The organism is Acidobacteriota bacterium (assembly GCA_040756905.1).
Lineage (GTDB): Bacteria > Acidobacteriota > Aminicenantia > JBFLYD01 > JBFLYD01 > JBFLYD01.
Window position 1 is genome coordinate 16,080 of record JBFLYD010000022.1, and the last position, 13,921, is coordinate 30,000.

The following is a 13,921-nucleotide window of genomic DNA, read 5'->3' on the forward strand; positions in this document are numbered from 1 at the left end:
ACGAAAGATATTTAAGTGACATGACAGTAGCTTCAGTCTTCTTTAGTTGGAACGGCATAAAGATAGCTTTCCAGGATCAATGAGGCTGAAATTTTATCTACTATTTTTCTTCTTTTTTTCCACTTCATTTTAGCTGATAGCAATAATTTCTCTGCTTCTTTGGTTGATAATCTTTCATCCCATAATTCTATATCAACATTAAAATTTTTCTTTAACCATTCCACAAAATCTTCGGTTTTCTTAACTCTTACGCCTGCGCTACCATTCATCCTTACTGGGTTCCCCACTATTATTTTTTCTATTTTCCAATTATCTACGATTTTCTTAAAATACTCATAATCACTTTTTTCGTTCTTTCTCCTGTAACTATCCAGTGGAAAGGCTATGGTTTTAGATTCATCGGATAATGCAAGCCCGATAACTCTATCACCGAAATCAATTCCTAATATTCGCATAAAATTTTCTTTTTGTTAAACCTTTCAAATCCATATTCAATTAATCTCTCTATCAACTGGCTGTATGGAATTCCACTTGCTTCCCATAACTTTGGATACATGCTTATCGAAGTGAAACCAGGTATTGTATTAACTTCGCTCAGATAAATTTTTTCATTCTCTCTATCCATCAAAAAATCAACTCTTGCCATCCCTGAGCATTCAATAGATTTATAAGCTAATATTGATAGAGATTTTATTTCTTCGATTTGCTCTTCAGAAAGCTTCGCAGGAATTTCAAATTTAGTTTTCCCCTCAATGTATTTATCACGGTAATCGTAGAATTCTCTGTAAGGAATTACCTCTCCAGGAATCGAGGAAATAGGGTTATCATTCCCGAGCACAGAGCATTCTATTTCTCTTGCGTTTATGCCTTGCTCGACCAATATTTTTCTATCCCATCTAAAGGCATATTCAATAGCACTCTCCAAGTTCTCTCTTTCTTTCACTTTAGTAATTCCCACAGAAGAACCTAAATTTGAGGGCTTAACAAAAACAGGGAATAAAAATCTTTCAAGTATTTTTAGAATCATATCTTTTTTATCACTCCATTGATAATCATAGATTACCTCAAAATCAACAACTGGCAAATTTTTTAAACGAAAGATCTCTTTCATCTTAGCCTTGTCCATTGAAAGAGCTGACCCTAAAATACCTGTTCCTACGTAAGGAACATTTTCCATCTCAAGCAGTCCCTGGATTGTGCCGTCCTCACCATACGGACCATGAAGCAGCGGAAAATAAATATCTGCATTAATTCTTTCCTTCATGGAACTTTTCCACGGAAGGAATGAATTACCTTTTTGTCTGAAATCTTTCTTCGAAAATGGCGAGCTAACTTTACGCCATAGACCTTTTTTGTCAATATAAATTGAAATCGGAATGAATTTTTTCTTATCGAGATTTCTATAAACAGAAGAAGCAGAAATTATTGATACTTCGTGTTCAGCAGACCTTCCTCCAAAAATTATAGCAACTTTTCTTTTCTTTTTTTTCAACTTTGTTTTAAAAGATGCCCATCTCCTTCAGCAAGAACATTTACAGCCTCTTCCCAGAAATAATTTGCAGTTTTCAATATATCAGGATGAACATTTTTTACGTATATTTCCTTATTTTTTTCCAAAACTTCCTTAAGTCTTTCTGCTAAATCTCCTTTTTTTCTACCTATCATTATTTCCTTTCGGTAGGAAAACATGATTTCTGAGATAAGAATTTTTGCTAATTTTTTTGCATCTTTATGCATTTCTTCAATCTTATCCATATTTTTAGCTATCTCTGCTTCTGGCACCTGAGGTGGTAAATCAAGAGTTTTTCTCTTTAAATCTCTGTCCAATAATTTCTGTTTAAATGGAAGTATAGCCAGGCTCATTTCTAAAAATTTTGTTAATATTTCCAATTCCCCCTGAGAATCTATTTCTTTTTCAAAAGGGACCTGATCTCCATAAATACAAGCTGATGGTTTATTTTTCAACGTTAGAGGAAGGACAATAATTGTCTCAGGTTTTTTCCCTCCAAATTTACTAAAGATAAGCCAATTATCAGGATGGGTTAATGAATCTCCAAGAAAAGTTTTTTCCTTTTCGATAACTTCTCTAAAAACAGTATTTGCTTTAAGAGGAATTGAAATATTTCTTATCTCCGAGTCTTGAACCCCTCCCTTTCCTGCAAATCCAGCGGAGTGCCATCCTATGAATGAATTTTCTTTTAAAACAAATATAGCTGCCCTTGATAAAAGATTATTTATTCCTTCTAAATAACTTGAAATAATCTCATTCTGGGTATTGCTGATAGAAATTTTATTTATAATATCATTCAGAGTTCTTATCCTGATCTTTTCAGGTTTTGGTTCTTTATAATTGGAAAACAATTCATCATAAATTGTAGAAATTTTTTCCTTCTCAAATTCGGGAATTTTTTCAGAAATTTCTGAAAAAAAATCAGAAAAAACTTTTTTTAATTTGGACTCAAGAGAACCATATTTTTCCTTTAAAAACCTTTCCTTTTCAAGAAACAAACTCTCAATTGCATCTTTTAACACCTTCTCAAACTTCTCCCTGCTTATCATTTTTATCTAAAACTTTCTATTCCTGTAATATCTTCTCCAATGATAAGGGTATGTATATCATGGGTTCCTTCATAGGTTTTCACAGATTCCAGATTCAACATATGCCTTGCTACTGGATATTCATCAGTAATGCCACTTGCCCCCAATATATCCCTTGCCATTCTGCATACTTCAAGAGCGATTTCCACATTATTTCTTTTAGCCAAAGAGATAAGAACATGACTTGCTTTTCCCTCATCCTTCATTCTTCCTGTTCTTAATGCAAGAAGCTGACCTTTTACTATTTCATTGAGCATCCATACGAGTTTATTCTGAACGAGCTGGAAAGATGCGATAGGCTTGCCAAATTGAATTCGAGACTTTGAATATTCAAGGGCTGTTTCGTAACAGGCAAATGCTGCTCCCAGGGCTCCCCAAGCTATCCCATATCTTGCCTGGTTCAAACAACTCAACGGTGCTCTTAGTCCTTTTGCTTTTGGCAACATATTATCTCTATGAACTCTACAATCTTCAAATATCAATTCAGATGTTACAGATGCTCTTAAAGAAAACTTTCCTTTTATATCCCTTGTTGAAAACCCAGGAGATGATTTCTCTACAAGAAAACCCTTTATACCTTTTTTTGAATTAGCCCAAACCACAGCCACGTCTGCAATAGAACCATTTGTAATCCACATTTTTGACCCATTGATAATCCAATAATTTCCATCCTCCTGGGCTTTTGTAACCATTGAACCCGGATCAGATCCATAATCAGGTTCTGTAAGTCCAAAACAGCCTATTGTTTCACCCTTAGCCATTTTAGGAATCCAGTAACTTTTTTGTTCTTCTGAGCCGTACTCCATTATTGCCCACATAACAAGGGATGTCTGGACTGAACAGAAACTTCTTATTCCGCTATCACCATATTCAAGTTCCTGAAGAGCCAAGCCATAGCTAACATTATTGATTCCAGCACATTCATAACCATTGAGATAAGCTCCTAAAAGCCCAAGACCTGCCAAATCTTTTACAATGTGCAGGGGAAAGTTCCCTGACCTGAAATTTTCTTCTATTATGGGATTAATCTTCTGTTTTACAAATTCTTTAACTGAATTTCTTATTAGAATTTCCTCTTCGGTGAGAAGCTCATCTACTCGGATAAGGTCTTTTTTCATATCAACTCTATATCAGAAAAACACCAAATTTTATCTTTCAGTAAATTTTATGTCAAGCAACTAAGGGTAAGCACGTAAAGTTTTGTGGTTGTTTATTAACTTGGACACTCTTACTACCTAAATTTTAACCCCTCGCAGAACTTTATTTGCTTTTAAATAAAGATTCAAGTTGTAAATATACAGAAAATATAATAAAGTATACCCATGATTGATGTGGGTGGAAAAAAACTTACTGTAAGAGAGGCTACTGCAGAAGCTGAGATTAAAATTTCTAAAAATAGTATAGAAATGATAAAAAATAAAAATGTTCCAAAAGGAGATGTTCTTGAAATAAGCAGAATTGCTGGAATTATGGCTGCAAAAAAAACTTCTGAATTTGTTCCTCTCTGTCATCAGATTTCATTAGACTGGGTTTCAATTGATTTTACCTTTGATGAAGGAAAAATAACTATAAGGAGCAAAGTAAAGGCAAAATGGAAAACTGGAGTTGAAATGGAATCTCTTATCTCATGTGCAATCTCAGCAATAACTATATATGACATGTTAAAAGCCTTCGATAACGAGATGGAAATAACATCTATAAAGTTGCTCGAAAAAAAAGGAGGTAAAACTAATTTTAAAAGGAAATAAATTCAAAATAATTTGCTTAATACAAAATATTTTGATAATTTAAATTTGTGGAGGAAAAATGATTAAATCTAAAAGAAAATCGCTTTTTTCATCTTTTCTCTTTATTGTTATTTTTTTCATATCCATTTCAGGATTAATATTCCTTTTATCATGTAAAAAGAAAGAAGAGATTAGCTGGCAGGAGCAACAGGCAACCTTACAAAACCAAATCAACGAGTTAAAACAAACCATTTCTGAAAAAGATAGTGAAATAAGCAGATTAAATGAAGAAATAAAGAGATTGCAAGAACAAATACCAGTAGCTCACACAGTTGAAAAAGGAGATAGCCATTATAATATTTCAATGGATTATTTAATGAAAGATAAGGGTCTTGGCGAAGAGGAAGCAAGGAATTTATTAAAGAGTGTAAAACTTTTTCACCCTCTCCTAATAGGTTTTAAAATATGGAATTATTATTTCAACAAAGTGTTCGGAACATTTATAACTCAAGGCGAGGCAAAAATTTCCCCTGGAAAACTATATAGAATTGAAAAGAAAAAAATTGAAGATAATACAAAAAAGCTTGAAGCTGAAAAAGCAGAGCTGTTGAAACTGAAAAATGAACTCGAAAGTAAAATATCAGAGCTAAATAAGACAATTGAGGAATTAAATTCCCAGATAAAATCTCTTACCGAAGAAAAAAATAATTTAATCTCTAAAAATACAGAATTAGAAAAAAATGTGAAAGAACTCGAATCAAAGCTAAATTCGCTTTACTATATAATCGATACAAAAGATAAATTAAAAGGAGAAAATATAATTAAATCAAAGTGTCTGGGATTAAAACAGAAAATTGGGGAAATAGAGTTTGAAAAATTCACCAATAGAATTGATTTAAGAGAAAAGGATTTTATTGAAATAAATGCATCGGAACTAAATTTAACCAGAATTAAAAAGATTAAATTACTACCTGAATATTTTACAATTAATAAAGACTATCGTATTGAAATCTCTTCAAATGGAAGTAGCGCAAAAGTAAGTCTTCTAAATAAAGACAAATTTTTGCTTTCTCAGATAATATTAATTGTATTCTAAATCTAATATATTACGCTATCGAGAAAAAGCCCAGAAGGCAAAGCAGTGGGTCCAGCTGCCTCTCTTTTTTTCTCATCGATTATCTCTGGAATAGAAGAAGGGTTAATCTTTCCTCTTCCCACTTCAATTAAAGTACCGACGATATTTCTTACCATATACCTTAAAAATCCATTTGCCTCAATCGTATAAATAATTTCTTTTTCTTTCTTTAAAAGCTCTGACCGAAAAACAGTCCTTTTGAAATTGTTTGAAGAAGGATGGGAAGTAAAAGAAGAAAAATCTTTCTCTCCAACAAAATATTTTGAAGCTTCAGCCATGCTTTCAAAATCCAATGAAAATGGCACATGATAATACCATCTCCAAATAAAGGGAGAGATTATCTGATCGTTCCATATCTTATATATGTATATTTTCGATTTTGCATGTACTCGTGCATCAAAACTTTCATTGATTTCTTCGATTTCGATTATTCTTATGTCTCGAGGAAGGATTGAATTTAATGCTTTAATTAATGATTGAGGATGAATATTCAGTTTAACATGAAAATTAGCTATTTGCCCTGTGGCATGAACTCCAGCATCAGTTCTGCTTGCACCATTGCACACAACTCTTTCCCCTGATATAATTCTTAAAGCCTCTTCAATAGCCCCTTGAACTGTTCGTTTATCTGGCTGAATCTGCCATCCATTAAAATCTGTACCATCATATTGAATTAAAGCCTTAAAATTTGTCATCTTAACCGATTAACCTATAATTTTTAAAAATTAATTGTAAATGAAACTCTACAACTTATTAAATGCCTGGGAAAGGTCTTCTATAAGGTCATTAACATTTTCTATTCCCACTGATAATCTTATCATTTCCTCACTCATGCCCACGTCTTCTAAGTCTTCGGCTGAATATTGATAGTGAGTTGATGAAGCAGGATGTGTAATTAGGCTTCCTGTCTCACCGAGACTTACAGCTAAAGTCATAACTTTTAATGAATCCAATAGTATTTCTCCTGTTTTTCTTCCGCCTTTTAATTCAAAGGAAATCATTCCTCCAAAATCTTTCATCTGTTTTTTAGCAATCTCATGACCAGGATGAGATGAAAGCCCAGGATAATATACTTTTTTTACCTTGTCATGATTGCTTAGAAAATTTGCTATTTTTTTCGCATTTTTACAATGCTTCTCTATTCTCACAGCCAGGGTTTTCAATCCTCTTATCAAAAGAAATGCTGCAAAAGGGTCAATTGTTCCTCCCAGAGTTCTTAATATTTCCTTTTTCGCTTTATCTATAAAATTAGCACTTCCCACAAGAATCCCAGCCACAACATCTCCATGACCTCCGATGTACTTGGTAGCACTATGAAGAACAACATCAGCGCCAAATTTTAGAGGGTTTTGCAAATAAGGTGTAGCAAAAGTGTTATCAACAGCTAATATTATTTCATGCTTTTTTGCTATTTTTGATACCCCTTCTATATCTATTATTTTCAGAGTTGGATTCGCTGGAGTCTCTATGAATATCAATCTTGTTCTTGAGTCAATTTTAGTCTCGAACTCTTCAAGCGATTCTCCGCTAACAAACTTTACATCGATATTCAATTTAGGAAGGAATTTTGTAAAAAAACTATAAGTTCCTCCATAAAGAGTTTTTTGAGAGACGATATTCTCTCCACTGTTAAGAAATGAAAAAACAAGCACAGAAAGGGCTGGCATTCCTGACGATGTTATCAAAGCTTTTTCCCCACCTTCTAAAAGAGATATTACATCTTCCAGATATTCCACTGTTGGATTCCCCCATCTTGAATAAATATAGCTCTTTCTTTTTTCCAAAAATGCTTCAGCAGCTTCAAGGGAATCATCAAAAGCAAAGGTTGAAGTTTGGTAGATAGGAAAATTAACTGCTTTAGCCTGGCGGTCAAATTTTCCAGTTCCATGAACGCAAACTGTCTCAAAATTTAATTTTGATAAGTCCGATATTTTCATTATTCCTCCTACGAATAATTTATGTTATTTATGATCATACAAAGCAAATTTAATAGCCTCTTCAGGATTATGAGCTTTCTTAACCCCCTCAATATCCCATGTTTCAAGCCCGATAACTCTCTTCCCAAATATCAGGGCATAAGAAATCTCTGAAAGCGTTCCATATTTTCCATCTATCGCTATCAATACATCAGAATTCAAGACCACCATTAAATTTCTTGCAAGCCCAATGCCCGTAGAAATTGGAATATCAATGTATCTATTTGCATCTTTGATATTTGAGGAAGGAATTATTCCAATTGTTATTCCACCCATACTTTTTGCTCCTTTTGATGCTGCTTCCATGACTCCGCCCAATCCACCGCATATAAGAATCGCATCGTTTTTTGCTATTAGTTTGCCAACTTCAAATGCAATTTCATAAAGTCTCTGATCAGCCTCGTTTCCTCCAATAATCCCAATTCTTTTCTTTGTTCTCAAACCGCCAGCCCTCTCATCTTCGAACAATTTATTTCCCTCCTTAAGACTTTTCTTTTTCAAATTCAAATCTATTTTGATCTGTTCCTTGCTTGAATTTCCCTTCCTCTCTGCAATTCCTGTTCAGCCATAACAAGATTTCCCATCCTGTTATATATATCAGCAAGTATGAAGTGTCCCAATGGGAGATATTCTGGTTCAGGACCAAGCGAAATTCCTTTCTTTGCAATATCAACGGCTTCCCTCAAATCACCATTACCATCCATTATAGCTTTTGCCAGATATAAATATCCAATCGCAAAATATGGTTCTGACTTTATCACTTCTCTGAATTCTATTATTTGAGAATCATAATCGCCAAAAATTCCATAAATTTTACCAAGATTAAATCTTGCTCTGAAATTCAACGGATATATCTCTATCTCTTTCTGGTATTCTTCTTTAGCTTTTTCCAGTTCTCCTTTCTTCTCATACACCTGGGCAAGATTGAAATGCCCTTTTCTAACTTTGTCGTTTATTTCAAGAGCTTTTTTTATATTTTTTTCAGCATTTTCTAAATCATTCCATGCGTAATATATCACTCCTAATCCATTGAAAGCATCCGACATTAATGTCGAAAAAGAAACGGCCTTTTGAAAATTCTCAAAGGCTTTTTTATAATCTTTTTTCTCAAGGTATATATCCCCTAAAATATAAAAAGCTTGAGAATCTTTCGGGTCATATTTTAAAAAAGTTTCAATTTCAGAAATAGCTTCATCCAGCTTTCCCAAAATTCTATAGCAATTTGCTAAATTTAACATTGCGAAATCATAATCTGGTTTTAATTCAAGAGTCTTCTTGAAAGATTCAATTGCTTTTTCATAATTTTTCATCTTAAAATAAGTATTTCCCAGGGAAAAATAAGCATCCGGAATGTCTGGATCTTCTTTTATCACTTTATTTATTTTTTCTATTGCTTTGTCAAAATTTCCTGCCAGGGTATCTTCTTTACAAGAAGTAAGTAGATTGAAGAGTTCAATTTTGTCTTTAGGGTCTGCTAAATTTTTGCTTTCCTCTGCGGTATTTACAAACCCTCCCACATATCCTAAAGCTGCAAGTTTTTCCATAGTTTCCTGATCAATATTCTGATATTGTATTTCTTCTTTCGCAGAATAACTCTCTATCAAAGAATTTAATTTGGCTTTCATTTCTTTAGCAATTTTATTACCTTCGCTATATAAATTATTTATTTCATTCAAGTCCTCCTCAAGGTTATAAAACTCAGGTTTTGGAGCAATTATAAATTTCAATTTTTCTTTCTGGATTGAAATAAGTTCTGCCCATCCAAAATGATATCGAGGATAAAAAGTCTCTGAATACGCTTCTAAGTTTAGCATTTTATCAGAATCGAATAAAAGTTCTAAGAGAGACCGACCCTGAACCTCGGTTGGGATTTCTAAACCTGAAATTTCAAGTATTGTTGGCATTATGTCTATACTTCTAACAAGAGTTTTAACTCTTTTTCTAGATAATTCTCTAAAAGGAGTTTTTATTATCAATGGAACTTGGAGTGCTGCATTATAAAGAAAAAATCCATGAGTGCCTTCTTTATGCTCACCAAGACTTTCTCCATGATCAGATGTAAATATAATTATCGTAGTCTTATCCAATTCATTTTCTTCTAAAAAACTTAATATTCTTCCCACCTGCTCGTCTGAAAAAGCAATTTCTCCTAAGTAAGGTCTATTTGGATAAAGGGAATCATAAGGGGGCGGAGGCTCGTAAGGAGTATGAGGATCATAAAGATGGATAAATGAAAAAAAATTTTTATTTTTATTATTTTCAATCCATTTTAAGGCTTCGTTTACAACTTCATCTCCTCTCCTTTGAACATCTCCTAAAGAAATTGATTTGTATTTACTTAAATCAAATTTATCAAAATAATAATCAAACCCTTGGTTCAAACCCCATTTTGAATCCAGAACAAAAGCACCAACAAAAGCTGAGGTTTTATAGCCTGCTTTTTTAAATACTTCTGACAAAACCATTCTTTGATTGTCAAGAACAAATCCTCCGTTATCTCTGACATTATGAAAAATTGGCAAAGTGCCGGTTAAGATTGAGGCGTGGGATGGAAGGGTTAGTGGTACATGGACTATACAATTTTCAAATAAAACGCCTTCCTGAGCAATACTATCTATGTGTTCAGTTTTAATAAACTCGAATCCATAGCAAGAAATTCTGTCTGCCCTGAGTGTATCAATCGAAATAAGAATAACATTAGGATTTTCAATTTTATATTTTTTAAATAATTTTTTAACTTTTTCATAAGGACTCAAAAGGAAAAAAAATTTAAAAATAAACAGAAGGGAAAAAACTATTACCAAACCTAAGATAAAAAAATATCCGTATCTTTTCCTTTTTATTTTGGGTCTTTTTTCTTTTGAAAGATCTCTAAATTTTTTTTTATTTTTTCTCTGCACAATAGAAATAGTTTAAAGAAACTATCCTACTTTGTCAAAAACATTGAGAAAAAGGGAATTCTGGTCGATGTTTTTAACGAAGAGGGAAAATATCTGGATTGTCTCTATTTGCCCATTTTAAACTCAAAAAACAGGTGATGAATTCTCCCAAAGGTATTTTCCCATTATCATCCAGGGCAATTACTTATATGCTATTGAACATGATGAGGACTGGAACTTTTCTATAGCTAAATATGAAATCGTCAAGTTTTAGTAACAAAATACTTAAACCTAATAAATTACTTTTTTGCCTTTATGGTTTCCAGGGTTCTCTCTTGGCTGCTAAGGGAAATTTTATTTATGCGCTTGAAAAGGATGAGGATGAGAATTGGATTATAGTCAAGTACAAAATTATTGATTAAAAAGAAAGATTTTCATTGACTTCCTTGTTCGGAATGGAAAATAAGGCAGAAATAAAAAATCCCGGCAACGACCTACTTTCCCACCCCGTTGCCAGGGCAGTATCATCGGCGGTGAAGGGCTTAACTTCCGTGTTCGGAATGGGAACGGGTGTTTCCCCTTCCCCATAGTTACCGGGAAAATTATTTCAACTATTGATAATAAAGATAAGCTATTTATTTTACAAAACTTTATGGCTAAGCCTCACGACCTATTAGTACTGGTAAGCTAAATCCATTACTGGACTTACACCTCCAGCCTATCAACCTTGTAGTCTACAAGGGGTCTTTAGGCTCGATGTTTCCATCGAACAGGGAGATCTTATCTTGGGAAGAGCTTCCTGCTTAGATGCCTTCAGCAGTTATCTCTTCTGAACGTGGCTACCCAGCGCTGCCCTTGGCAGGACAACTGGTAAACCAGAGGTTCATCCGTCCCGGTCCTTTCGTACTAGGGACAGCCTTCCTCAAATCTCCTCCGCCCACCGTGGATAGGGACCGAACTGTCTCGCGACGTTCTAAACCCAGCTCACGTACCGCTTTAATCGGCGAACAGCCGAACCCTTGGGACCTACTTCAGCCCCAGGATGCGATGAGCCGACATCGAGGTGCCAAACCGGGCCGTCGATATGAGCTCTTGGGCCCGATAAGCCTGTTATCCCCGGCGTACCTTTTATCCGATGAGCGATGGCCCTTCCATACAGAACCACCGGATCACTAAGCCCTGGTTTCCCATCTGCTCGAGGTGTCCCTCTCACAGTTAAGCTCCCTTATGCCTTTGCACTCAACGGCTGATTTCCAAACAGCCTGAGGGAACCTTTGGACGCCTCCGTTACCTTTTAGGAGGCGACCGCCCCAGTCAAACTACCCACCTAACACTGTCCCTTTCCTCGATTCAGAGGAATAGGTTAGAACCTCAATGTATTAAGAGTGGTATCTCACCGACGGCTCCTCCTGACCCGAAAGCCAGGATTCACAGCCTCCCACCTATCCTGCGCATAATACACCAAGATCCAATATTAGGATGCAGTTAAGGTGCACGGGGTCTTTCCGTCCAGCGGCGGGTAACCGGCATCTTGACCGGTACTACAAGTTCGCCGTGCTTCTCCTCAAGACAGCGCCCAAGTCGTTACGCCTTTCGTGCGGGTCGGAACTTCACTCTTTCTCCTATGTTTCCATAGGAAGTAGACTATACCTTTATCTTGTTTCTTGGGTATTTCTTTTTTCCTAACTTATTGATTTTTTCTGCTAATTCCAATATTTTATTAAATTTTTCTTTCTTAAGATGTTCTTTTCTATACATCATTCTGCAAACTTCAGCAAACAACTTGAATTCTTCTCTCTTCTTAGAAATTATTGAATACTTCTCGAAATGAGGAATCACTTTCTCCACTAGATCTTGGATACTTCTACATTCAAACTTTAATGTATTATCTGATTTATCAGGTCTAATTGATCCACATCGAAAAATTTTTTTGAATAATTCTAAAACTTCAGCACGGACACTATTTTGACTTACTGAAAAACTAGGTCTTATTTCCCACTTTAACAAATGTCTTTTGCTTTTATTAAGAGAGATCGAAAAACATCCTTCTCCATCTGCAAAACCAGAGAGATAAGATTTAATATCCATTTATTCCTCCCAAGAACAAGATACCAGCGTCTTATGACATTTATAAATTTCCTAATTTCCAGGAGAAAATGTCATCCCAGACAATTGTCTGAAGTCGTTACAGGGCTTATTCTATTATTTGAATAAGCTTCCCTCGGTATTGCCCCTTCCGACTAAACTGGAACTAGGGTTTTACCGATATGAGCTGGTTTTTCAAAGAGAATCGCTTCTCTTTGGGGCAAGATATACTTACCCGACAAGGAATTTCGCTACCTTAGGACCGTTATAGTTACGGCCGCCGTTTACCGGGGCTTCGGTTCAAAGCTTCTCCCGCACCCATTTAAGCCTACTTAAGAGAATTTCCTGACCTTTTCAATAATTGATATCGCGCTCTTCCATCGTGTTTCAACCTTTCTTCTCTTAACGTCGTATCCCTTTCTGAAATGAAAGCTTCGTAATATACAAGCTTCCATTTCCTCCCATAAGTAAACCTTTGTCTGTGTTGTCTGCTTAGATGTTTTTCTAATCTTCTTTTCAAATCTCTTGTACAACCTATATAGTGTTTTCCATCTTCTGATTTCAGGAGATAAACATACCACATATTTACCTCTCTAAATAAGCTCAAATGGGTGCGGGATGACCTCTCCCCTTAACCTTCCGGCACCGGGCAGGCGTCAGCCCCTATACTTCGATTTTATGTCTTTGCAGAGGCCTGTGTTTTTAGTAAACAGTCGCCTGGGCCATTTCTCTGCGATCCACCGAAGCTCCACCTTCAAGAGATTTCACCTCAGTGGACACCCCTTCTCCCGAAGTTACGGGGTTAGATTGCCGAGTTCCTAAAGGAGAAATCACACGTGCGCCTTAGGATTCTCGCCTCATCTACCTGTGTCGGTTTGCGGTACGGTCATCTAAGAAACTCCTTAGAGGATTTTCTCGGCAGTGTGGATTCAGCAAGTTCGAAAGTCCGAAGACAATCTTTCCCCCATTACTCGGAGTTATAAACTACCGGATTTTCCTGGTAGTTCCTCCTAACCAGGGGCCGCACACTTCCAATCGTGCGTATGCTTATCCTCCTGCGTCTTCCCATCGTACAAACGTTTCTTAGATGGTGCAGGAATGTTGACCTGCTATCCATCGCCTACGCCTTTCAGCCTCAGCTTAGGCACCGACTAACCCTGAGCGGACTGACCTTCCTCAGGAAACCTTAGATTTTCGGCGTCCCGGGTTTACACCGGGATTATCGCTACTTATGCCGGCAGAGTCTCTTCCTGACCGTCCACCAAACTTTACAATTTGACTTCATCCAGTCAGGAATGCTCCCCTACCCCCTGTACCATCTGGTACAGAGTCACAGCTTCGGTAGTAAGCTTAAGCCCCGTTGAATTTTAGGCGCAAAAACGCTTGACCAGTGAGCTATTACGCTTTCTTTAAAGGATAGCTGCTTCTAAGCCAACCTCCTGGCTGTCTTTGCGTCTCTACTTCCTTCTCCACTTAGCTTACATTTAGGGACCTTAGCTAGTGATCTGGGCTGTTCCCCTT

At 35.8% G+C, this 13,921-nt stretch carries 10 protein-coding genes and 2 rRNA genes (1 of these 12 running past the window's edge); 2 read left to right on the top strand and 10 right to left on the bottom strand.

Going from position 1 to position 13,921, the window contains the following annotated elements; translation table 11 throughout:
• Positions 1 to 32 precede the first annotated feature (32 nt).
• Genes ruvX through AB1410_03000 form a run of 4 tightly spaced genes read right to left on the bottom strand, consistent with a single transcriptional unit; the run spans position 33 to position 3,716 of the window.
• Complete coding sequence (gene ruvX / locus AB1410_02985) at positions 33 to 455, bottom strand: Holliday junction resolvase RuvX (protein MEW6455669.1); 423 nt, start codon at positions 453 to 455, stop codon at positions 33 to 35.
• Entirely contained in the window at positions 443 to 1,492 is a 1,050-nt protein-coding gene (locus AB1410_02990) for a D-alanine--D-alanine ligase family protein (protein ID MEW6455670.1), read from the bottom strand. The genes ruvX and AB1410_02990 overlap by 13 nt, the downstream gene beginning before the upstream one ends.
• A complete protein-coding gene (locus tag AB1410_02995; GenBank protein ID MEW6455671.1) occupies positions 1,489 to 2,532 on the bottom strand; it encodes a hypothetical protein in 1,044 nt (347 codons plus the stop codon). Before AB1410_02995 ends, AB1410_02990 begins: the two co-directional genes overlap by 4 nt.
• Positions 2,533 to 2,561: 29 nt before the next feature.
• Positions 2,562 to 3,716, bottom strand: a complete 1,155-nt coding sequence (locus tag AB1410_03000) for an acyl-CoA dehydrogenase family protein (GenBank protein MEW6455672.1) — start codon at positions 3,714 to 3,716, stop codon at positions 2,562 to 2,564.
• Positions 3,717 to 3,920: 204 nt separating this feature from the next.
• On the opposite strand from AB1410_03000, the gene moaC reads away from it, so the two are divergent.
• Together moaC and AB1410_03010 are read left to right on the top strand one after the other, a co-directional pair.
• A complete protein-coding gene (moaC, locus tag AB1410_03005) occupies positions 3,921 to 4,346 on the top strand; it encodes a cyclic pyranopterin monophosphate synthase MoaC (GenBank protein ID MEW6455673.1) in 426 nt (141 codons plus the stop codon).
• A 58-nt stretch (positions 4,347 to 4,404) separates the two neighbouring features.
• Positions 4,405 to 5,421, top strand: a complete 1,017-nt coding sequence (locus AB1410_03010) for a hypothetical protein (GenBank protein MEW6455674.1) — start codon at positions 4,405 to 4,407, stop codon at positions 5,419 to 5,421.
• 2 nt (positions 5,422 to 5,423) lie between these two features.
• Here the strand turns inward: AB1410_03010 and truA are convergent, their stop codons facing one another.
• The 6 genes from truA to AB1410_03040 form a co-directional block, all read right to left on the bottom strand.
• Positions 5,424 to 6,155 (bottom strand): tRNA pseudouridine(38-40) synthase TruA, encoded by a 732-nt coding sequence (truA, locus tag AB1410_03015; GenBank protein ID MEW6455675.1) that lies wholly within the window; start codon positions 6,153 to 6,155, stop codon positions 5,424 to 5,426.
• Positions 6,156 to 6,203: 48 nt separating this feature from the next.
• On the bottom strand, positions 6,204 to 7,397 hold the full coding sequence (locus tag AB1410_03020; protein MEW6455676.1) for an aminotransferase class I/II-fold pyridoxal phosphate-dependent enzyme: 1,194 nt from the start codon (positions 7,395 to 7,397) through the stop codon (positions 6,204 to 6,206).
• A 24-nt stretch (positions 7,398 to 7,421) separates the two neighbouring features.
• Positions 7,422 to 7,904: a TIGR00725 family protein gene (locus AB1410_03025; GenBank protein ID MEW6455677.1), complete on the bottom strand. Its 483-nt coding sequence runs from the start codon at positions 7,902 to 7,904 to the stop codon at positions 7,422 to 7,424.
• A gap of 41 nt (positions 7,905 to 7,945) precedes the next feature.
• Entirely contained in the window at positions 7,946 to 10,336 is a 2,391-nt protein-coding gene (locus AB1410_03030; protein ID MEW6455678.1) for a sulfatase-like hydrolase/transferase, read from the bottom strand.
• Between the two features lie 460 nt (positions 10,337 to 10,796).
• Positions 10,797 to 10,913 (bottom strand): 5S ribosomal RNA (rrf, locus tag AB1410_03035).
• 54 nt (positions 10,914 to 10,967) lie between these two features.
• A 23S ribosomal RNA gene (locus tag AB1410_03040) occupies positions 10,968 to 13,921 on the bottom strand (it continues 1,163 nt past the right edge of the window).

What these genes read in the sequence shown, in the direction of transcription:
- ruvX (MEW6455669.1), bottom strand. Translation starts at nt 455, where the DNA reads ATGCGAATATTAGGAATTGATTTCGGTGATAGAGTTATCGGGCTTGCA.
- AB1410_03000 (MEW6455672.1), bottom strand. Translation starts at nt 3,716, where the DNA reads ATGAAAAAAGACCTTATCCGAGTAGATGAGCTTCTCACCGAAGAGGAA.
- moaC (MEW6455673.1), top strand. Translation starts at nt 3,921, where the DNA reads ATGATTGATGTGGGTGGAAAAAAACTTACTGTAAGAGAGGCTACTGCA.
- AB1410_03010 (MEW6455674.1), top strand. Translation starts at nt 4,405, where the DNA reads ATGATTAAATCTAAAAGAAAATCGCTTTTTTCATCTTTTCTCTTTATT.
- truA (MEW6455675.1), bottom strand. Translation starts at nt 6,155, where the DNA reads ATGACAAATTTTAAGGCTTTAATTCAATATGATGGTACAGATTTTAAT.
- AB1410_03020 (MEW6455676.1), bottom strand. Translation starts at nt 7,397, where the DNA reads ATGAAAATATCGGACTTATCAAAATTAAATTTTGAGACAGTTTGCGTT.